The organism is Halopseudomonas sp. T1L2, from assembly GCF_055397385.1.
The window spans coordinates 3,867,285-3,889,161 of sequence record NZ_AP040865.1 but is presented as its reverse complement, the minus strand read 5'-3'; the positions used below and the strand labels follow the sequence as shown (position 1 = coordinate 3,889,161).

General features: G+C 61.7%; 15 protein-coding genes. 3 read left to right on the top strand and 12 right to left on the bottom strand.

Going from position 1 to position 21,877, the window contains the following annotated elements; all coding sequences use genetic code 11:
- Nucleotides 1–6: 6 nt before the first annotated feature.
- The 9 genes from ACZ5WQ_RS18230 to glnE all read right to left on the bottom strand — a co-directional run bounded on the left by ACZ5WQ_RS18230 (nt 7) and on the right by glnE (nt 11,027).
- Entirely contained in the window at nt 7–1,428 is a 1,422-nt protein-coding gene (locus tag ACZ5WQ_RS18230) for a lipopolysaccharide kinase InaA family protein (protein ID WP_464382841.1), read from the bottom strand.
- Entirely contained in the window at nt 1,425–2,201 is a 777-nt protein-coding gene (locus ACZ5WQ_RS18225; RefSeq protein WP_464382840.1) for a lipopolysaccharide kinase InaA family protein, read from the bottom strand. Before ACZ5WQ_RS18225 ends, ACZ5WQ_RS18230 begins: the two co-directional genes overlap by 4 nt.
- The gene (locus tag ACZ5WQ_RS18220; RefSeq protein WP_464382839.1) at nt 2,198–2,944 is read right to left on the bottom strand and encodes a lipopolysaccharide kinase InaA family protein; all 747 of its coding nucleotides are present in this window, start codon (nt 2,942–2,944) and stop codon (nt 2,198–2,200) included. Before ACZ5WQ_RS18220 ends, ACZ5WQ_RS18225 begins: the two co-directional genes overlap by 4 nt.
- Entirely contained in the window at nt 2,941–3,762 is an 822-nt protein-coding gene (gene rfaP, locus ACZ5WQ_RS18215) for a lipopolysaccharide core heptose(I) kinase RfaP (RefSeq protein ID WP_464382838.1), read from the bottom strand. The genes ACZ5WQ_RS18220 and rfaP overlap by 4 nt, the downstream gene beginning before the upstream one ends.
- A complete protein-coding gene (locus ACZ5WQ_RS18210; protein WP_464382837.1) occupies nt 3,759–4,880 on the bottom strand; it encodes a glycosyltransferase family 4 protein in 1,122 nt (373 codons plus the stop codon). Before ACZ5WQ_RS18210 ends, rfaP begins: the two co-directional genes overlap by 4 nt.
- A complete protein-coding gene (gene waaC, locus ACZ5WQ_RS18205) occupies nt 4,880–5,941 on the bottom strand; it encodes a lipopolysaccharide heptosyltransferase I (protein WP_464382836.1) in 1,062 nt (353 codons plus the stop codon). The genes ACZ5WQ_RS18210 and waaC overlap by 1 nt, the downstream gene beginning before the upstream one ends.
- A 5-nt stretch (nt 5,942–5,946) precedes the next feature.
- Nucleotides 5,947–6,993 (bottom strand): lipopolysaccharide heptosyltransferase II, encoded by a 1,047-nt coding sequence (gene waaF, locus ACZ5WQ_RS18200; RefSeq protein WP_269687886.1) that lies wholly within the window; start codon nt 6,991–6,993, stop codon nt 5,947–5,949.
- Between the two features lie 82 nt (nt 6,994–7,075).
- Entirely contained in the window at nt 7,076–7,999 is a 924-nt protein-coding gene (locus tag ACZ5WQ_RS18195; RefSeq protein WP_088275742.1) for a branched-chain amino acid transaminase, read from the bottom strand.
- A gap of 73 nt (nt 8,000–8,072) precedes the next feature.
- Nucleotides 8,073–11,027 (bottom strand): bifunctional [glutamate--ammonia ligase]-adenylyl-L-tyrosine phosphorylase/[glutamate--ammonia-ligase] adenylyltransferase, encoded by a 2,955-nt coding sequence (gene glnE / locus ACZ5WQ_RS18190; protein WP_464382835.1) that lies wholly within the window; start codon nt 11,025–11,027, stop codon nt 8,073–8,075.
- A 279-nt stretch (nt 11,028–11,306) separates the two neighbouring features.
- On the opposite strand from glnE, the gene aceE reads away from it, so the two are divergent.
- The gene (gene aceE, locus ACZ5WQ_RS18185) at nt 11,307–13,964 is read left to right on the top strand and encodes a pyruvate dehydrogenase (acetyl-transferring), homodimeric type (protein WP_088275708.1); all 2,658 of its coding nucleotides are present in this window, start codon (nt 11,307–11,309) and stop codon (nt 13,962–13,964) included.
- Between the two features lie 11 nt (nt 13,965–13,975).
- A complete protein-coding gene (aceF, locus tag ACZ5WQ_RS18180; protein WP_464382834.1) occupies nt 13,976–15,613 on the top strand; it encodes a dihydrolipoyllysine-residue acetyltransferase in 1,638 nt (545 codons plus the stop codon).
- A gap of 408 nt (nt 15,614–16,021) precedes the next feature.
- Here the strand turns inward: aceF and clpB are convergent, their stop codons facing one another.
- From clpB to rluD, 3 genes are all read right to left on the bottom strand, one after another.
- Complete coding sequence (clpB, locus tag ACZ5WQ_RS18175; protein WP_228245854.1) at nt 16,022–18,589, bottom strand: ATP-dependent chaperone ClpB; 2,568 nt, start codon at nt 18,587–18,589, stop codon at nt 16,022–16,024.
- Nucleotides 18,590–18,981: 392 nt separating this feature from the next.
- A complete protein-coding gene (gene pgeF / locus ACZ5WQ_RS18170) occupies nt 18,982–19,713 on the bottom strand; it encodes a peptidoglycan editing factor PgeF (protein ID WP_464382833.1) in 732 nt (243 codons plus the stop codon).
- On the bottom strand, nt 19,710–20,669 hold the full coding sequence (rluD, locus tag ACZ5WQ_RS18165; RefSeq protein ID WP_088275712.1) for a 23S rRNA pseudouridine(1911/1915/1917) synthase RluD: 960 nt from the start codon (nt 20,667–20,669) through the stop codon (nt 19,710–19,712). The genes pgeF and rluD overlap by 4 nt, the downstream gene beginning before the upstream one ends.
- A 178-nt stretch (nt 20,670–20,847) precedes the next feature.
- On the opposite strand from rluD, the gene ACZ5WQ_RS18160 reads away from it, so the two are divergent.
- Nucleotides 20,848–21,840, top strand: coding sequence for an outer membrane protein assembly factor BamD (locus tag ACZ5WQ_RS18160; RefSeq protein ID WP_269687893.1), 993 nt, complete (start codon nt 20,848–20,850; stop codon nt 21,838–21,840).
- Nucleotides 21,841–21,877 lie beyond the last annotated feature (37 nt).

The window sequence follows — 21,877 nt, the reverse complement described above, 5'->3', positions numbered from 1 at the left end:
ATTAGGTTAAAAACGCGGCATGCGCTCTTCCAGCCAGCATGCAAGCGGGCTTGCAGCAGGCCAGTTACGGATAAACCGTTGTCGATCCTTCTGCCATGCACGCTGCCAGCCAGCATTACGTGTGTGCGCCTGCATCGCGTCCAGATCGATCAAAATCACCCTTCCATCCAGCCACAGCAGATTCGTTGCCTTGAAATCTCCGTGACTGATTCTGGCCTCGACCAGTTGAGCAAAAAGCTTAAGCAGTGCTGACGCGGTAGCATCGTCTGGCAACCTCTGACCATCTTCGCCGAGATGGCGCAGCAGGTCGACCCCGTAACAGTATTCAGTTATCAGCCACGACCGTCGTCGCAGCGGCCCGAAACGCTGCTCCATCATGGCCAGCGGTGCCGGCGTGGGGATGCCGAGAAACTGCAGCCGATGGGCGGCGAGCCAGGAGTGCCAGGCGCGGCTTGGTCGCCAGAAGCGGGTCAGCCAGTGACCGAACCCCTTGATGTTATAGCGCTTGATAACCACCGACTTTCCATCAGCGACAGCGCAGCCAACCGTACTGCTTCCACCGTCCTTGAGCAGCGTTTGGCCGGCCAACGCGTCATCTAGCGCAGCGAGCAGCGATGCCAGACGTTGATACTCGGTGCGCACAACTGCGGCAAACCGCGTCCAGCTGCGTTTAACCGAGAACTGGGTGCAATCACGCAGAGTCTTGCCAAGAAAGTCGTCGAGCCGGCGCTGGCGCACGCGCTTGATCTGTTCGGCCAGCCGGTCGGGGTTGAGCGCCAGCGGGCTGTGCTGCAGGTAGCCGATCAGCAGCAGCTCGCAGAGCTCATCCCACTCAGGATCAAGCTGGGCAAAGAAGATCGCCAGGTTGTCTTCTGCCTGTGCCGGAGCAAGCGGTGCGCCCGGATTCAGGGTTTCGACTGCATCGCCATCAATAACGTACAGCTGCGTCTCGTGAAGCAGGAAGTTGCCCAGATGCAGGTCGGTCTGTACCAGACCACGTTGGTGCATGGTGCCAATCAGGCTGAGAGCTTGACCAAGCAGAGTGAGCGCGTCAGCGTCGCCCGGCTGCCGGGCGGGCAGCGCTTCCCAGCGTTGCTGCAGGGTTTCAGCACCATCCAGGTAGGCGCTCAGCAAATAGCGACCGCCCCCGTCAATCTCGCCCTCGCCTACCAGCTCAGGCGTAGCAACGCCCTGCGCTTGCAGCGCCCGAATACCGGACGCCTCGCGCGCGCAATGACGCTCGGCACCGGCAGCAATAAACAGCTTGAGCAACCGCTCCGAGCCGGCAATTTCAACCTGAGCGACCAGTCGCTTACCGGGCAATACGCGCAACCAGCGCAGCACCCTCGCCTCGCCTTCAGACAGCGGCAAGACAAGCGACAGAGGCGGTTCGCGACCAGCGCCGCGCAGATCGGTTGTCAGGCTCATCGATTCATTCTCTTTCCTGCAGTACGACGAGCCAATGCACGGACAAAGGCCCGTGCTTCTGCGTCAAGGCGGGGCTTGCCCAGATAGGCAAGAACAAAACGCAGGCGCTGAGTTCGACTTGGCACCAGACTGCGCCGATGCAGGGTTTCCAGATCCCGAATCAGGTCACGTTGACCGAATATGGCCCGTCGGGTTTTTTCCAGATCGATCAATCGTGCGCCAGCACCATCGCTGTGCAGTCGTAAAAACACATGCTTGGGATAAAGGCAGTTATGAATACGATCGGCATTATGCAGTGCGCGAACCAGCGCAGCCGCAGACTGGATCAAGGTACGAATTTCGGCTGACGACAGCTGACTCCAGCGCTCGAACCACTCATCCAGCGGAGCGTAGTCGTCCAGCGCGCGGGTCAACAACACCGCCTGCGCGTGGCCCCTTTCGTTGCGCTGACCGAAGAAAGCAGCATCCAGCGCGGGGATACCCTGTCTGGCATAGGCCTGAATCGCGCGAAACTCGCGGGCAAAGGTTGGCTCCCCCAGTGGGCTGTTCAGGGTGCGGGTGCAATGGTTGTCCTGTCGCTTGAGATAAAAGCGCTGCACCTGACCGTTGGCATCCTCAAGCTCGAGACGACAGACGCTGCTCCAGCCACCGCGCCCCGTATTCGGTGCGTCAACGGCGTCAACCTGGAGCGCCCAAAGCGCCTCGAAGCTGTCGAGACCATGCCGGGACAATACATCCCGTGCGTTGACTGCAATGAAGGGAGTACGCGTCATTCTCGGCCCTTGAAGAAGTTCAGGATCGCGCGCAGTTGTTTGCGATCCATACGGTCCAGACGTTGCTTGCCCAGATACAGTTTGAAAAACGCCAGCCGCTGGCTGCGGCTGAGGTGATGCTTGGCAATCTTGTCCAGGCACGCCAAGTCCTTGATAACCCGATAGCGCAGCATGGGGCCCCACCAGAAGCTGCCGCCGGGACAGTCGATAAAATACACATTACCGAACGACTGGTTGTCGACGAGCAGGTTCCGCCATTTCAAATCATTATGGGTAAACCCCTGATCGTGCATCATCCGGGTTGCCCAGGCGATCTGGCGCGAAACATGCGCTACCCACGCCCGATCCTGCAAGCGTGCGTCACGTTGCGTGGCAATACGCGCCAGATCAGAGGTATCGGACAACTCTTCGGTGATCAGTGCGCCGCGCACGAAGGCGCCGTTGTGCCGTTCCTGGCCGAATCCGACCACTGTTGCAGACGGGATACCCCAGGCATGAAAGTTCAGCAGATTTTCCCACTCTGCCTGAATCCGCGGGCGGCCAACGTAACGGCGCAGGTTCTTGCCCGCCCCCGTGTAACGTTTGACGTAGTAATACCGGTCGGCAACCCAGACCCGGTGCACGGTACTGAGTGGGTCCTGGGTGATCTTTTCGCCCTCCAGCGCAAACACCGTATCCAGATCGGCGAACAGCCGACCACTCTCCCCGGTAGCGTACTCGGGGTTCAGGGTCCAGCGTTTCATTCATCGGCCCCCGGCGCATACTTGCGCTCGAAACGGGCCTGCAACTTCTGCGCCTTGCGCTCTAGCAGCGCCAGCAAAGGCGCTTCGAGCCGCAGGGTCTCACGCAGCGGGGCTGCAAAATAGGCGCGCAAAAACCGCAGTTTGTCGCGTTGGGTCAGGCCGATCTCGAGCGCCGAGAAATACAGCCCCGCCAGATCCTTGTCACGCCAGCGCCGGGGCACGGTCGGACGAATCTGTGCGCGGTGCAGATCGATGATCGACAGTTTGAAGTCGTGCGCGGTCATCGGCCGGTCGGTATGCAGCAGGAAGTGGCAAATGTAGCAATCGCGGTGATTGACGCCGGCGCGGTGCATTGCAGCGGTCATCTCGGCGACACGACGAATCAGCGCCCATTTGATGCCCGGAGCCGGCGGCTTATGCAGCCAGTCACGACTGTAATCCTCAAGACTGATGGTCGGCGCCAGCTCTTCGGTAATGATGAACGAGTGCTGTGCAGCAGGGTTGCTGCCCCGCTCACCAAAGGCTACCGCCGTCATGGTATTGATGCCGGCAGCGGTCAGTGCCTGAATCGCCTGCCACTCCTGCCCTGCGCCCAGCACCGGGCGCTTGAGGGTCGACCAATTCTTGAAAATCTCGCCCCAGCCGACGCCACGATGAATCTTGACGAAATAGCCCCTGCCGTCGACTTCGGTACGCAGGGTACGGCGTGCTTCCAGTTCGCGAAATACCTCACCTTGCAGCGCTTCCACCGCATCGAAGGCGTCGCGATTGGCCCACAGACTGAGGAAAGGCTCGCGCAGAATCAGGGTATTGCTCACGCGCCAGCTCCCAGGATCACATCCGCAGCACGCTCAGGCAGGCTGTAGAGGTCGGCCTGATCGGCGTATCGCAGCGCATTGTCATGCCATTCCCGGCGCTGAACCGGGTTACGCAGCATGTCGGCCAGCATGCGGTCCAATTCGTCTTGCCTGAACGGCGACGGCACAACCAGACCACAGTCTGCCTCGCTGATGTAGTGGGCATAACCGCACACATCCGTCACCAGCACCGGCAGGCCAGCCACCAGCGCTTCAAGCAGCACGGTGCCGGTGTTTTCGTTGTAGGCGGGATGAATCAGCAAATCGGCGCCCAGCAAAAAGCGCGGTACATCGCTGCGCCCCTTCATGAAGATCACCCGGTCATCCACCGCCAGCGAGCGCGCGATGCGCTGGAAGGTGCCGGGATCATCCTGACCGATGACCATCAGCCTGGTGCGCTTGCGCAGGTCAGCTGGCAACGCCGCGAGTGCGCGAATGGAGCGGTCCACGCCTTTGGTGATAAACCCGGAGCCAATCTGCACCAGCAGCAGTTCGTCGTCCGCCAGACCGAACTCAGCACGGAAGTCGGCGCGAATCTCGGTCGCGTTGGCTGGTGCCCGACGATCCGGTGCGATGCCCGGTGGCAGCAGATGGAAGCGATCCAGCGGGGTTTTATAGTGTTTGGTAAACAGCGGCTGCTGTACCTCGGAGATCATCAAAATCTGCGTCTTGCCAGCAGGCGAGAATACCGCCCGCTCGTACTCGGCAAAGTGGCGGTAACGGCTGGAGATGCGATACAGCGGGTTGCGCAGGGTCTGCGCCTTGTCTTCGAAGCAGGGATCGGCAGCATAGTAAACATCCAGCCCCGGCATCTTGTTGAAGCCAACCACCCGGTCGACCGGGCGTTTGACCAGGTCGGCCTCGACCCAGGCGGTGAATTTCTCGTTACGGCGATGATTGCTCAGGGCCTTGACGGGGGCAACCAGCACTTCAAACCCCTCGGGAATATCGCCTTCCCAGATCAGGGTATAGACACGAATGCTGTGTCCGCGCTCCTGACAAACCTTGGCGATGCGCATGAAGTCACGCTGCAAACCGCCAAAGGGAAAATACTTGTAAAGCACAAAAGCCAGCTGCATCAGACGATTCTCTTGTTGGACAGCAGCGGTTGCAGGTGCTGCATGACCCTCTCGGGGTCAAGTCGAGTAAAGCACAGAGGTTGCTCGCGGGTCAGATCGAACCGGCGGGCATCCTCAGGGGTCGGCTTATAGGTACATTGCTTGCGCAGACAGGGTGCACAGGCAAAATCACTGGCCAGATGCTGCTGAACCCGGCCGTAGGCGCCGGTGAAGCCCGGATTGGTTGGCCCGAACAGCGACAGGGTCGGCACATCCAGCGCCGCTGCCAGATGGCCGAGCCCGGTATCGACTGCGACACAGGCGCTGGCACCGGCCAGCTGCCGGGCAACATCACGCAACGGCAAACGGGGCAATACCAGCGCGCCTTCCAGCCCTTCAGCGATGCGCAGCGCACGGGCCTGCTCATCGAGGCTCCCCCACGGCAGGCGCACATCAACACCGCTGGCAACCAACCGCTCGGCCAGTTGCCGCCAATAGAGCTCGGGCCAGTGCTTGGTCACCCAGGTGGTGCCATGCAACAGCACCACATAAGGCGTGCTGGCCGATTCGGCGCCCAATGCCGCGCGGTCCAGGCCGTAATACCCCAGCCCTTCCTCCAGCGTGTAGCCAAGCGCCTGGGCAAACAGCTGGCGAGTACGCTCCACCGCGTGCTGGCCCCAGGGTACCGGCAGCCGACGTTGATAGAAGCGTGCGGCCAGCGGCTCACGGGCCGAGTCCCGATCCAGCCCCACCACCTCGGCGCGGGCATAGCGGGTCAGCCAGGCGCTCTTGAGCAGGCCTTGGGCATCGATCACCAAATCATAGTCAGTCTCGCGCAGACGGCGCTTGAAGGTACCCCACTCACCGCTGCGCACTGCCTGAAACGGCTTCTTGCGCCAGCGACGAATGGCCACCGGAATCACGGCCTCCACGGCCGGATGCCAGGACGGAATTTCGGCAAAGCCCTCTTCCACCACCCAGTCAAAACGGATGCCTGGGATAGCGCGCGCAGCATCGGTCAATGCCGGGAGGGTATGAATGACATCCCCGAGCGAGGACGTCTTGATCAGCAGCACCCGCATCAGGATCAGCTGTCCTGCGGGTCGGGCAGCAGATCGCCTACCAGCCGATCCAGCGCTGCGTCCACCTGGGCAGGTGCCAGATCACGCAGACAGTTGTAATGACCAAACCGGCAGGTCCGATCAAAGCAGGGGCTGCAATCCAGACCCAGCCGCACCATTTCCACCTGGTCAGCCAGCGGCGGCGTAAAACCGGGCGACGTCGAGCCGTAGACCGCCACCAGCGGGCGATTCAGCGCCGCAGCCACATGCATCAGCCCCGAGTCATTGCTGACCACCGCGTCAGCGCACGACAGCAGGTCAATCGCCTGGGCCAGACTGGTATCGCCACACAGGTTGGTCGACTCTTCACGCAACCCCGGAATCAGGCGAGCGCGAATCTGTTCGGCCACCGCATGGTCATTTTTCGAGCCGAACAACCACACCTGCCAGCCCTGACGAATGCGCGCCTCGGCGACAGCAGCATAATGCTCCGAAGGCCAGCGCTTGGCCTCGCCAAATTCGGCCCCCGGGCACAGCGCCAGCACCGGACGATCACGCTCCAGGCCAAAATGCGCCAAGGCCGCATCGCGCGATGCCGGATCAATCTGCAGCGACGGGCGTGGGTAGGGTTTCGGCAGCTCGGTGCCGGGCTCATAGGCCAGCGCCATAAAGCGCTCGATCATCAGCGGGTAGGCGTCCTTGTCCAGCTTGCGCACGTCGTTGAGCAGACCGTAGCGCATCTCGCCACGCCAACCGGTGCGCAGCGGAATGTCGGCAAAGAACGGAACCAGCGCTGACTTGAGGGAGTTGGGCAGCAGAATCGCCTGATCGTACTGACCGGCCAGACTGCGACCAATGCGCCGCCGGGTAGCAAGCTCCAGCGCGCCATGACCGAGCGGAAAGCTCAGCGCGCTGCGCACTTCCGGCATGCGCTCGAGAATCGGCCGGCTCCAGTCAGGCGCCAGCACATCGATCATGCAGCCGTCACCATGGCGTTGCTTCAGACAAGTGAACAGCGTCTGCGCCATCACCATGTCGCCAACCCAGCTGGGACCGATAATCAGGATGTTCATAAGCTTCGAGCTTCAAGCCTCAAGCAACAAACCCCAAGCGGCGCGCAAATATTTGCCGCTTGAGGCTTGCCGCTTGCGGCTATCAACCGACCAGCGTCCGCCATTCGGCGTGCTCTGCGGTCTGGCCGGTGACCAGATCGAAGTATGCCTTCTGCAGTTTTTCAGTGATCGGACCGCGACGGCCTGCACCGATCTGGCGGCAATCCAGCTCGCGAATCGGCGTAACTTCGGCGGCGGTGCCGGTGAAGAAGGCCTCGTCGGCGATGTAGACTTCATCACGAGTGATGCGCTTCTCGACAACCGGGATATTGAACTGCGACGCCAGCGCCAGCACCGTTGCGCGGGTAATACCGTTCAGGCAGGCAGTCACTTCCGGGGTGTAGATGGTGCCGTTCTTGACGATGAATACGTTCTCGCCCGAGCCCTCGGCAACATAGCCTTCCGGATCCAGCAGCAGCGCCTCGTCGGCACCGGCGGAGACCGCTTCCTGCAGCGCCAGCATGGAGTTCATGTAGGCACCGCTGGCCTTGGCACGGGTCATGGTGATGTTGACGTGGTGACGGGTGAAGGAACTGGTGCGAATCTTGATGCCGCGCTCAAGTGCTTCTTCGCCCATGTAGGCACCCCAATGCCAGGCTGCGATGGCAACATGTACCTTCAGGTTGTCAGCGCGAATACCCATGCCTTCGGATCCGTAGAACACCAGCGGGCGAATATAGGCGGTTTCCAGGTTGTTCTCGCGAACCACGGCGCGCTGCGCCTCGTTCAGCTGTTCCTTGGTAAAGGGAATCTTCATGCCCATGATGTGGGCAGAATCGAACAGGCGATCGGTGTGTGCGTCCAGACGGAAGATGGCGGTGCCATCAGGGGTCTTGTAGGCACGGACGCCTTCGAATACGCCCATGCCGTAGTGCAGCGAGTGCGTGAGCACGTGAATATTGGCTTCACGCCAGGGAATCATTTCACCATCAAACCAGATTAGACCATCACGATCGGCCATCGACATAGCAGCCAGCTCCATACGTATCTATTCAATCAGTCTTGCGTTCTTGGTTTCTGCCTGAGCGCGCCCTAGCCGATCACACCCGCGTATCGGGGATCGGCTCCTGGGGTGGCAGCACCTGCTGCCAGAGCTTGATGACCCCGTGTCGGAAATCATGAAACTGGTCGCCGCTTACTTTGCCCGGCTGATTCTGTAGAGCCAGGCGATGAGCTGCAGCCCGGTAGGCCTTGTAAGCCTCCTGCAGGCTGGTGACATCCTCACCGGCGATCAGACCGGCGTTTTGCAGCTCATCAAGAATCCTGATGTTGTCGGTGTAGCGCAGTAACTCGGGGTACCGGCACGACCAGGCAAGAACCGCATATTGCACCATAAATTCGATGTCAACGATACCACCTGCGTCCTGCTTGAGATCAAACAATTGCGCCGCGGTGAAGGCATCTGCCGTTGTACCGGCCCGCGTTGCCTTGGTACCGAGGTTGTCGCGCATCTTCTGGCGCATGTCGCTGACCTCGCGCAGCAGTGTTTGCTCATCGCGCTGGCGGCCCAACACCTGAGCCCGCAGCGCCTGAAAGCGTTCGGCAAGACGTTCACAGCCGACCAGCGCACGTGCCCGCACCAGTGCCTGATGCTCCCAGGTCCAGGCCTCATCCAGCTGATAGCGCGAGAACGACGCCAGCGAGCTGACCAGCAGCCCGGAATCGCCGGACGGCCGCAGGCGCATATCCACCTCGTACAATGCCCCGGAAACCGTCTGGGTATTGAGCATGTGGATCACCCGCTGCCCCAGCCGGGTGAAGAACTTGCTACCCTCGATCGGTCGCTCACCATCGGTATCGGCCTGCGGATCACCGTCGTGGATAAACACCAGATCCAGATCGGAGCCATGCCCCAGCTCAATACCGCCGACCTTGCCATAACCAATAATGATGAAATCCAGCTCGCAGCGCGTCCCGTCGGCCCGCGCCGGGCGGCCGTGGCGTGCGACCATCTCGCGCCAGGCCAGCATCAGCACCTGCTGCAGGATCGCTTCCGCCATCCAGGTCAGGTAATCACTTACCTTCATCAGCGGCAGGGTGCCCGCAATTTCCGAAGCAGCAATGCGCAGCACGTGCGCCCGCTTGAAATAGCGCAGGGTTTCCATCTGCTGTTCAAGATCGTCCTCGGGGATGCGCAGCAACTGCTGGCGCAGCTCGTCGGCCAGCTCCTCTGCGACCGGTGGCCGGTAAAGTCGTCCGGCGTTCAGCAGCTCATCCAGCACCACCGGGTAGCGGGCAATCTGCTCGGCGATCCACGGGCTGGCCGCACACAACACCAGCAGCTCACGCAGTGCACCCGGATTCTCGGTCAGCAGCACCAGATAGGCAGAGCGCCGCGCCACTGCCTCGACCAGGGGCAGCACGCGCTCCAGAGCCAGATCGGGATTATCCTGCTCGCAGGCCATAGCCAGTAGCCGCGGCATGAAGGTATCCAGCCGCTCGCGCCCCGCCCGCTGCATGGCGCGCACCCTGGCCGAACCGAGCAGATCCTGCAGACGCTTCCAGGCCGCCGGCGCTTCGGTGTAGCCAGCCTCTGTCAGTTGCTGCAGTGCCTGCTCCGGCTCCAGGGTGCCATCCCACAACGGCACCCAGTCGGTCTGGCTCGACTGCAGCTCGTCCTCGTCTTCGTCCGGGTCCGCAATCACGCCGGCAAAATGACGGGCTACACGCCAACGTTCGGCGTCAAGTCGCTCACGAAAGGCCTCCCAGCTGGAAAAACCGAGCATCCACGCAATCCGCGCCTGGCCTTGCGGATCAGTCGGCAGCATCTGCGTCTGGCGGTCATCAACCGCCTGCAGGGCGTGTTCGGTATCACGCAAAAAGCCATAGGCATCGGTCAGTTCCTGCACTGCTTCAGCAGGCAGGTAGTTATTCTCACCCAGGGTTTTCAGCACCCCCAGAATCGGCCGCTGCTGAAGGCTGCGGTCACGCCCTCCGTGAATCAACTGGAACGCCTGACCAATAAATTCGACCTCGCGGATGCCACCAGAGCCCAGTTTGACGTTGTCGTGCAGGCCCTTGCGCTGCACCTCGCGCTGAATCATCTGTTTGAGCGTGCGCAGCGCGTCAATCGCGGCGAAGTCCAGGTAACGCCGGTAGACAAACGGCCGCAGCATCGCCAGCAGCTCGGCGCCGGCCTGCTGATCACCGGCCACCACCCGCGCCTTGATCATGGCGTAGCGCTCCCAGTCGCGCCCCTGACTCTGGTAGTACTGTTCCAGCGCGTCAAAGCTGAACACCAGCGCACCGCTGTCACCATAGGGGCGCAGCCGCATGTCGACACGGAACACAAAGCCATCGACCGTGGGCGCATCCAGCGCCTTGATCAGCTTTTGCCCCAGGCGAATGAAAAACTCCTGATTCGACAGGCTGCGGCGACCGCCGCGGGTCTCGCCTGCCTCGGGATAGGCAAAGATCAGGTCAATATCGGACGACAGATTCAACTCGACCGCGCCCAATTTGCCCATACCCAGTATCACCATGTGCTGCGGCACACCGTCACGACTGACCGGCTCACCGAAGCTGGTACAGCAGAGCCGGTACAGCCACTGATAGGCCTCGTCGATGCAGGCGTCGGCCATATCCGAGAGATCACGGGTGGTTTCCTTCAATGCTGCCCGGCGGGTCAGGTCGCGCCAGATGATGCGTACCTGCTGCCACTGACGAAAACGGCGCAGACGCTGCGCCAGTTGCTCCTCACTGTCACAGCCTTCCAGCACCTGCCGAAGCAGGCCACGCAGGTCGCCCTCTTCGAGTGAGCGGGTCAAACGCCCCTGCTCCACCAGCCGCCAGGCCAGCAAAGGATCACGGCGTAGCTGCTCTGCCACGAAGTCACTGGCTGCCAGCACCTGCGCCAGCTCTGTTTCAAAAACCTCACCGAGTTCCGACCGACGCTCGGTCAGCCCCGCCTGGGCGAGCGCGGCCGCCCACTGGGCAAGATGATGATCACGGGTTGCCTGCAGGGACTCCGGCAGCGGGGGCAGCGTAGATGGCATGGTCTATCCTGTTCATGAACCGAAACAGCAGCTTGCCACGATGGCTGCCGACGGGGAAGCGGCGCAACATGACCAGATAGTCTGAATGTAGTACAACTACAAATTAGACCTTTGCGGACTGGATAAAGCTGATTTTATGTAGTAAAACTACAGGACAAATTCCAATACACCCTGTCACAACACCCACAGGTGTTTGGCAAGCCCAGGTCGACACCCTCCGATCGGCAGGTTCGCGACCGCTTCCGGCACTTGCAAGGCCCACAAGGTCTGGAGACCACAATGAAGCACGATGATATTGATCCACTCGAAACCCAGGAATGGCTCGACGCGCTGGAGTCCGTCCTCGACAACGAGGGTGAAGACCGCGCGCACTACCTGATGACCCGGCTTGGTGAGCTGGCCAGCCGCAGCGGCACCCCGCTGCCGTACGCCATCACTACACCGTATCGCAACACCATTCCGGTGACCCACGAAGCCCGCATGCCCGGCGACCTGTTCATGGAACGCCGCATTCGCTCGCTGGTCCGCTGGAACGCCCTGGCGATGGTCATGCGCACCAACCAGCAGGACCCGGATCTGGGTGGCCACATTTCCACCTTCGCCTCCAGTGCGACGCTCTACGACATCGGCTTCAACTACTTCTTCAAGGCGCCGACCGAGGAACACGGCGGTGACCTGGTCTTCTTCCAGGGCCATGCCTCGCCCGGCATCTACGCCCGCGCGTTCATGGAAGGCCGCATCAGCGAAGAGCAAATGGAGAACTTCCGCCAGGAGGTCGACGGCAAGGGCCTGTCCTCCTACCCGCACCCGTGGCTGATGCCCGACTTCTGGCAGTTCCCGACCGTCTCCATGGGCCTGGGCCCGATTCAGGCGATCTATCAGGCACGATTTATGAAGTACCTCGAGCACCGCGGCTTTATCGAGCCGGGCAAGCAGAAGGTCTGGTGCTTTGTGGGCGACGGTGAAACCGACGAGCCGGAAACCCTCGGCGCCATCTCGCTGGCTGGTCGCGAGAAACTGGATAACCTGATCTTCGTGATCAACTGCAACCTGCAGCGTCTGGACGGCCCGGTGCGCGGCAACGGCAAGATTATCCAGGAACTGGAAGGCAGCTTCCGCGGTGCCGACTGGAACGTCATCAAAGTCATCTGGGGGCGCATGTGGGACCCGCTGTTCGCCAAGGACGACAACGGCCTGCTGCAACAGCGTATGGAAGAAGCCGTCGACGGCGACTACCAGAATTACAAGGCCAAGGACGGTGCGTTCGTGCGCGAGCACTTCTTCGGCACCCGCCCCGAGCTGAAGGAGATGGTCAAGGACCTCTCCGACGAGGAAATCTGGAAGCTCAACCGGGGCGGCCACGACCCGTACAAGGTGTATGCCGCGTACCATGAGGCGGTCAACCACGAAGGCCAGCCGTCGGTCATTCTGGCCAAGACCATCAAGGGCTACGGCACCGGTGCCGGCCAGGGTCAGAACACCGCGCACAACACCAAGAAAGTCGATATCGACAGCCTGAAGAAATTCCGCGACCGCTTCGACATTCCGGTCAACGACGACGAACTGGAAAAACTGCCATTCTTCAAACCGGAGGAAGGCAGTGCCGAATACAAGTACCTGCACGCCCGCCGCGAAGCGCTCGGTGGCTACATGCCCCAGCGCCGCGTCGAAAGCAAGCGTGTTCCGGTTCCGCCGCTGGACACCCTGAAAGCCATTCTGGACGGCACCGGCGACCGTGAGATTTCGACCACCATGGCCTTCGTGCGCATTCTGTCGCAACTGGTCAAGGACAAGGAACTCGGCCCGCGCATCGTACCCATCGTGCCGGACGAAGCCCGCACCTTCGGCATGGAAGGCATGTTCCGTCAGCTCGGCATCTACTCCTCGGTCGGTCAGCTGTATGAGCCGGTCGACAAGGATCAGGTGATGTTCTATCGCGAGGACAAGAAAGGTCAGATCCTCGAGGAAGGCATCAACGAAGCCGGTGCGATGTCCAGCTGGATTGCGGCCGGCACGGCCTACAGCACGCACAACCAGCCGATGCTGCCGTTCTACATCTTCTATTCGATGTTCGGCTTCCAGCGTATCGGCGATCTGGCCTGGGCCGCCGGCGACAGCCGCGCCAAGGGTTTTTTGATCGGCGGCACCGCCGGCCGCACCACCCTGAACGGTGAGGGTCTCCAGCACGAGGACGGTCACAGCCACCTGCTGGCGTCGACCATTCCCAACTGCCGCAGCTACGACCCAACCTACGGCTATGAACTGGCAGTGATCATCCGCGAGGGCGCGCGGCGCATGATGGAGGAGCAGGAGAACGTCTACTACTACCTCACCGTCATGAACGAGGCCTACACCCAACCGGCCATGCCCAAGGGCAAAGGCGTGGAAGACGGCATCATGCGCGGCATGTATCTGCTCGACTCCACCGGCAAGCCGGGCGATCTGCACGTGCAGCTGATGGGCTCCGGCACCATCCTGCGCGAAGTGCGCGAAGCCGCCGCCATCCTCAAGAGCGACTTTGGCGTCAGCGCCGACATCTGGAGCGTCACTAGCTTCAACGAGCTGCGCCGTGACGGTCTGGCAGTCGAGCGCGACAACCGCCTGCACCCGACCCGCAAGCCCAAGACCAGCTTCGTCGAGCAGTGTCTGGACAAGCGTCAGGGCCCGGTCATCGCCGCCACCGACTACATGAAGCTGTATGCCGATCAGATTCGCCAGTGGGTGCCTGCGCCCTACAAGGTGCTCGGCACCGACGGCTTCGGCCGCAGCGACAGCCGTCGCAAACTGCGTCACTTCTTCGAGGTGGATCGCCACTGGGTTGCCTACACCGCGCTCAGCGCGCTGGTTGAACAGGGCAAACTCAAGCCCAAGGTGCTGACCGATGCGCTCAAGGCCTTTGGCCTGGATGCTGACAAACCCAATCCGCTGGACTGCTAAGGAGCGACGCCATGAGTGAACTCATCAAGGTGCCCGACCTCGGCGGTGAAGGCGAGGTCATTGAAATTCTGATCAAGGAAGGCGATCAGGTCGAAGCTGAACAATCGCTGGCTGTTGTCGAGTCCGACAAGGCCAGCATGGAAATCCCCTCGCCCAAGGCTGGCAAGGTCACGTCGATCAAATTCAAGCTGGGCGACAGCCTGAAAGAGGGCGACCCGCTGATCGAACTGGAAGTCGAAGGCGACGCACAACCCAAGCAGGCAGACAGCAATGACAAACCTGCCGAAACCGCGCCCAAGGCTGAGCAGAAGCCCGAGCCGAAAGCCGAAGACAGCAAGCCTGCCGCCAGCGCCAGCAGCCGCAGCGAAGCCGTCAAGGTCCCGGATCTGGGTACCGACAGTGCACGCGTGATCGAAATTCTGGTGAGCAAGGGCGATCAGGTCGAAGCCGACCAGTCGCTGCTGGTACTGGAGTCGGACAAGGCCAGCATGGAGCTGCCCGCACCCTTCTCTGGCGTGATCGAGTCGATCGGCATCAAGCTGGAGCAGGACGTCAAGACCGGCGACGTGATCATGCACATGCAGGTCAAGGGCGGCGACAGCTCGGCCAAGCAGGATGCTCAGCCGCAGGCCGCTCCGAGCGCAGAAGCCAAAAGCGAGGCGCCCGCTGCACACAGCAGCAAGGCCAGCGAAGAGCCAGCCAGCCCGCCGCCCGTCGGTGGCCCCAGCCGCGAAGGCGCCAAGGTCCATGCCGGCCCGGCCGTACGCATGCTGGCCCGCGAGTTCGGTATCGACCTGACCGAGGTCAAGCCGACCGGCCCGCGCGAGCGCATCCTCAAGGAGGATGTGCAGAAGCACGTGCAGGCGGTCATGCAGCAGCGCAAGGCAGCACCTGCTGGCGCAGCTGGCGGCAGCGGCATCCCTGCGGTACCGGAAGTCGACTTCTCCCGATTTGGCGAGATCGAAACCGTCGACATGACCCGCCTGCAGCAGGTCGGCGCCAGCAACCTGCACCGCAGCTGGCTCAACGTGCCGCACGTCACCCAGTTCGACCTGGCCGACATCAGCGCGCTGGAAGCCTTCCGCAAGGAGCAGAAAGCGGCTGCCGACAAGGCCGGCGTCAAACTGACCGTGCTGCCGTTCCTGCTCAAGGCCTGTGCCCATCTGCTGCGTGAGCAGCCGAACTTCAATGTCTCGCTGGCGGCCAATGGCAAGCAGCTGATTCAGAAGAAGTACGTGCACATCGGCTTCGCCGTCGACACACCGGACGGCCTATTGGTGCCGGTTATCCGTGATGTCGACAAGAAGAGTCTGCTGCAGCTGGCAGCCGAAGCGGCCGAACTGGCCGACAAGGCGCGCAACAAGAAGCTCGGAGCCGACGCCATGCAGGGCGCCTGCTTCACCATCTCCAGCCTGGGCCACATCGGCGGCACCTACTTCACGCCGATCGTCAACAGCCCGGAAGTGGCGATTCTTGGGGTCTCCAAGGCGACCATGCAGCCGGTCTGGGATGGCGCCAGCTTCCAGCCGCAGCTGATGCTGCCGCTGTCCCTGTCCTACGACCACCGCGCCATCAACGGCGCAGCGGCCGCGCAGTTCACCAGGCGTCTGGGTGAGTTGTTGGGGGATATCCGGACGATGTTGCTGTAAGCGTTCGATAGCACTAAAAAAGCCTCGGGATTTCTCGGGGCTTTTTTGCCTCTGCGACGTCGCTTTTCGCCTCTACGGCGAGCAGGGGGAAATGCTTGGCCATTTCCCCCTGCACCCCCTAGGCCACCCCGGCTACGCGGCCCTTCGGGTTCGCTGCGTTGCTCGGTCTGGCGGGGGCCGGCAGAACTCGGCTCTGCGAGCCTCAGACATGCTGCCGTCCTATTTCCCGCCAGCCCTGCGCTACTCGCCCGCGTAAACGGGGACCCATAGACCGTGCAATCTGGCCCCCAATTTGTAGGGCCACAGCATGCTGTGGCCGTGCTGCCACCCCAACCTACCGACACCCGAAAACCAACAAAAAACCCCGCACGGTTTCCCGTGCGGAGTTTTTCATCACCACAACATCAATCAGGCCGTAAACACAAACTCGTCGCCTTCGACCTTGGCGTGAATAGTCACGCCCGGGGCAAAGTCGCCAGCCAGGATACGCTGAGCCAGCGGGTTTTCGATCCAGCGCTGGATCGCGCGCTTGAGCGGCCGCGCGCCATACACCGGGTCATAGCCAACCGAGATCAGTTTCTCCAGTGCCTCATCGCTGAGCTGCAGATCCAGTTCGCGTTCGGCCAGACGCTGACGCAAACGGCTGAGCTGGATATCAGCGATACCGGCGATCTGATCCTTGCCAAGCGGCTCAAACACAACCACTTCGTCAACCCGGTTGATAAACTCAGGCCGGAAGTGCTGGGTCAGGGCGTCCATCACCGCCGCATGCTGCGCTTCGCGATCACCCACCAGTTCCTGAATCTGTGCAGACCCCAGGTTGGAGGTCATCACCACCACGGTGTTGCGGAAGTCGACCGTGCGGCCCTGGCTGTCGGTCAGACGACCGTCTTCCAGCACCTGCAGCAGCACGTTGAACACATCCGGATGCGCCTTTTCGACCTCATCCATCAGGATCACCGAGTACGGCTTGCGACGTACCGCTTCGGTCAAATAACCGCCTTCTTCATAGCCGACATAGCCCGGAGGCGCGCCGATCAGGCGAGCAACCGAATGCTTCTCCATGAACTCGGACATGTCGATCCGCACCATGGCGTCTTCGGTATCGAACAGAAACTCGGCCAGCGCCTTGCACAGCTCAGTTTTACCCACACCGGTCGGGCCAAGGAACATGAACGAGCCACTCGGGCGGTTCGGGTCGGCCAGACCGGCCCGCGAACGGCGCACCGCGTTGGAGACCGCGACCACCGCTTCGTTCTGACCGATAACCCGCTTGTGCAGGGCATCTTCCATACGCAGCAGCTTGTCACGCTCGCCTTCGAGCATCTTGGCCACCGGGATCCCGGTCCACTTGGAGACGACCTCGGCGATTTCCTCGTCGGTTACCTTGTTGCGCAGCAGCTGGTTTTCCGGCTTGGTGTGCTGCTCGGCCATCTGCTGGCTGCGCTCCAGATCCGGGATCACGCCGTACTGCAGCTCGGCCATGCGGTTCAGGTCGCCCTTGCGACGAGCCTGATCCAGCTCGGCCTTGGCCTGCTCGATCTTTTCCTGAATCTGCGCCGAACCCTGTACGTCAGCCTTTTCAGCCTTCCAGATTTCTTCCAGATCGGCGTATTCACGCTCGAGCTTGGCGATATCGTCCTTCAGTTTCTCCAGTCGCTTGAGGGCGGCGTCGTCGTCTTCCTTCTTCAGCGCCTCACGCTCCACCTTGAGCTGAATCAGGCGACGCTCCAGACGGTCCAGCGCCTCGGGCTTGGAATCAATTTCCATGCGAATGCGGCTGGCCGCTTCATCGATCAGGTCGATGGCCTTGTCCGGCAGCTGACGGTCGGTGATGTAGCGGTGCGACAGCTTGGCTGCGGCAATGATCGCGCCATCGGTGATGGTGATCTTGTGGTGCACTTCGTAGCGCTCTTTCAGACCACGCAGAATCGCGATGGTGTCCTCTTCAGAGGGCTCATCGACCAGCACCTTCTGGAAGCGGCGCTCCAGCGCGGCATCCTTTTCAATGTACTGACGGTACTCGTCCAGCGTGGTTGCGCCGACGCAGTGCAGCTCGCCGCGCGCCAGCGCCGGCTTGAGCATGTTGCCCGCATCCATGGAGCCTTCGGCCTTGCCGGCGCCAACCATGGTGTGCAGCTCGTCGATAAACAGAATGACGCGGCCTTCCTGCTTGGACAGTTCGTTCAGCACCGCCTTCAGGCGCTCTTCAAACTCGCCACGGAACTTGGCACCGGCGATCAGCGCCCCCATATCAAGTGACAGCAGGCGCTTGTCTTTCAGGCCATCCGGCACTTCACCGTTGACGATACGCTGGGCCAGGCCCTCAACGATGGCGGTCTTGCCGACGCCGGGCTCACCGATCAGCACCGGGTTGTTCTTGGTACGACGCTGTAGCACCTGCACGGTACGGCGAATTTCGTCGTCACGGCCGATCACCGGGTCCAGCTTGCCCTCTTCGGCACGCTTGGTCAGGTCGACGGTGTACTTGTCCAGCGCCTGACGCGACTCTTCGGCATTCGGGTCGTTGACCGACTCGCCGCCGCGCAGGTTGTTGATGGCGTTTTCCAGCGCTTTCTTCGACACACCCTGCCCCAGCAGAATCTTGCCTGCGGTGGTGTTATCGTCCATCGCGGCCAGCAGCACCAGCTCGCTGGAAATGAACTGGTCGCCCTGCTTCTGCGCCAGGCGGTCGGCCTGGTTGAGCAGGCGCGCCAGCTCGGTAGACAGACTGACGTCACCGGTTGGATTGCTGACGGTCGCCAGTTTGTCGATGGCCTCGTTCAGGGCTGCGCGCAGGGCGGCGATATCAAAGCCGACCTGCATCAGCAGCGGCTTGATCGAGCCGTGCTGCTGCTCAATCAGCGCCAGCACCAGGTGCAGCGGGTCGATCTGGGAATGGTCGCGGCCGACGGCCATGGATTGTGCGTCGGACAGGGCGACCTGAAGCTTGCTGGTCATACGGTCAATGCGCATGAATAAAAGTCCTCTAGTCTGAGCCCGGCCAAACAGTTCGTAGCGGGCCTTTCATCTGTGATGACACAGTTATAGGGACGATTATTGCGCTTTCAAGTGACCATAGGGGCTAGTGCCGCTTGGGCCATGCTTCTGTTGCTGTCTGTAAAACCGCCAATCAAAGAGCGAGGAGCGTAGCGTGGTCATTCCACGTGAGCGACGAGCGACGCCGAGTGGCGGCTTTACAGACGCAACCCGAAGGGCCGGGGCCATTTTTCGGCCACGCTGCGTTGTCGGTCGCTTATGTGGAATGACCACACTGCACTCCCTCCGCCTTGCCTGGCCGAAAAATAGCCTCCGGCAGAAGCGTGACCCAAGCGGCACTAGCCCCTATGACTGGGGTCAATTTTTTGTCACTCAGCGATCCAGATCAGCGAAGCCATGCGCCCCGTCTGACCATCACGACGGTAGGAATAGAAGCGCTCGGCATCGGAAAACGTGCATTCGCCACCACCATAAACCGATGTAACACCTGACGCTGCGAGGCGCTGGCGCGCCAGTTGATAGATATCCGCCAACCAGTGTCCTTCGCGTTCGGACGGCACAAAGGCACTCACTGCTTGTGGATCGGCAGCGATAAAGGCTTCACGCACTTCGGCACCCACTTCGAACGCCGCCGGACCGATGGCCGGCCCGAGCCAGACCAGCACGTCAGCAGGCGAGCCACCAAGTGTCGCGACCGTCTGTTCCAGTACCCCGTCGAGCAGCCCGCGCCAACCCGCGTGCGCAGCCGCAACGCGCTGCCCGTCACGGGTAAAGAACAACGCCGGCAGACAGTCGGCGGTCATGATGGTACAGGCGATGCCTGGCTGATCAGTCCAACTGGCGTCCGCCTCAAGCACCTGCGCGGGGTCGGCCTTGCAGACCTCGGTGCCATGCACCTGGGTCAACCAGGCGGGCTGACACCCCAGCACCCGCCCCAGCTCGGCGCGGTTGGCAGCGACATGGGCGGGGTCATCGCCCACATGGTCACCCAGGTTGAATCCCTTCCATACGCCCTGGCTGCAACCACCCAGACGCGTGGTGATGCAGGTGCGTACATTGACTGGCGCAGACCAGTCGGCGGTCAACCAGAGGGTGCTCATTCGCCGATCTCGCCGTCCTCACGCAGCAGCGCCAGCAGATGCTGCATGTCTTCCGGCAGCGGCACTTGCCAGCTCATGTGGCGACCGTCGGTCGGGTGCTCCAGCTCAAGCCGGCGTGCGTGCAGCGCCTGACGCGGAAACTCGCGCAGTTCCTTGATCAGTTCAGGGCTCGCGCCCGGCGGAATACGCAGACGGCCGCCATAGACCGGATCGCCGACCAGCGGAAAATGGATATAGCTCATGTGCACGCGAATCTGGTGCGTGCGCCCGGTTTCCAGCTTGACCTTGACGTGGGTGTGCGCACGAAAACGATTGATCACCCGGTAATGGCTGATCGCCGTCTTGCCACCGGCAACGACGGCCATCTTCTGACGCTGGGTACCGTGACGGGCAATCGGCTGGTCGACCTTACCGCCTGCCGTCATCACGCCAATCACGACACATTCATATTCGCGGCTGACAGTGCGCGCCTGCAGCTGGGCGACCAGGTCGGTCTGCGCCTCGATGGTCTTGGCCACCACCATCAAACCGGTGGTGTCCTTGTCGAGCCGGTGGACGATGCCGGCACGCGGCACCTTGGCCAGTTCAGGCGCGTGGTGCAGCAGAGCATTGAGCAGGGTGCCGTCCTGATGGCCGGCAGCCGGATGCACGACAAGGCCGGCAGGCTTGTTGATCACCAGCAGCGCGTCGTCTTCATAAATGATGTCCAGATCGATGGCTTCGGCCTGCCACTCGCCCTGAATCTCGCGCTCGGCATCCAGCTCCAGCCGCTCACCACCCAGCACAATGTCACGGGTGCGCTTGACCTCACCATCGACCAGCAGACTGCCGTCCTTGATCCAGCCCTGCAGGCGGGAACGGGAATAGTCGGGGAACAATTGCGCGGCCACCTGGTCCAGGCGTTGACCACCCGATTCCGGGCTGACCTGTGCGGACAAACGAATACGATCTGACATGGGGAACTCACTGGAAGGCGTTGTGCGCCGGAACCGGCCGCAATCCCTTTTGGAATCGACCGGACGCTGTGGTTAAATACGGCTGGTCCGGGAAGTCCGGACAAGGCTGCAAAGGCCCAAACTATAACAGGACGGCCGCACTGGAAACAGCGCACGCCAACCATTCGGGTGTCATGATATGTCGATGAAACATCTGCTGCTGGTCGGAGTACTGGCACTGCTGGCAGCGTGCTCTTCCAACGCACCGGTGATTGACGAGTCGCTCAGCGAGTCGGAGCTGTATCGCAAGGCCCAGACCGATCTGGACGCAGAAAATTACGGTTCCGCTGTTGAAACCCTGCGCGCCCTTGAGGCCCGCTACCCCTTCGGCCGCTATGCCGAACAGGCTCAGCTTGAACTGATCTACGCCTACTACCAGAACTATGAGCCGGAAGCCGCGACCGCGTCAGCCGACCGTTTCATCCGCCTGCACCCCACCCACCAGAACGTCGACTACGCCTATTACATTCGCGGCCTGGCTTCCTTTACCCGCGACCAGGGTATTATCGAACGCTTCCTGCCGCTGGACATGACCCGTCGTGACCCGGGTGCCGCCCGCGACTCGTTCAACGATTTCGCCCAGCTGATCAACCGCTTCCCGAACAGTCAGTATGCACCGGACGCCCGCGCGCGCATGGTTTACCTGCGTAACCTGCTGGCAGCCTACGACGTGCATGTCGGCCACTACTATCTCAAGCGCGGCGCCTATCTGGCCGCTGCCAACCGCGGTCGTTACGTGGTCGAGAACTTCCAGCAGACCCCTTCGGTGGGTGACGGCCTGGCCCTGATGGTCGCCGGCTATAACCGCCTGGCCATGCAGGATCTGGCAGACAGCGCACTGGAGACACTGAAGCTCAACTATCCGGAACACCCGGCATTGGTCGATGGCGAGTTCAAGCATCACGTCGAGCCCGCCGTGGCCGAAATGGACTGGCTGGAATCGGCTTCCGTTGGCCTGATCGATGCTGTTACCGCCCCGCCGCCGCGCATGGCGAAAACGCAGATGGAGCGCGAAATGGAACGCCAGTATCAGGACGCCGCTGCCTCACTGCCCCGCGAAATTCGCGTCAGCCAGAACGGCGAACCCCATCGCAGCTTCTGGAACCGCATCACCTTCGGCCTGCTCGACTGAGGGTGGCCCGACTAAAAAGCCCGCCACGGCATTCGCC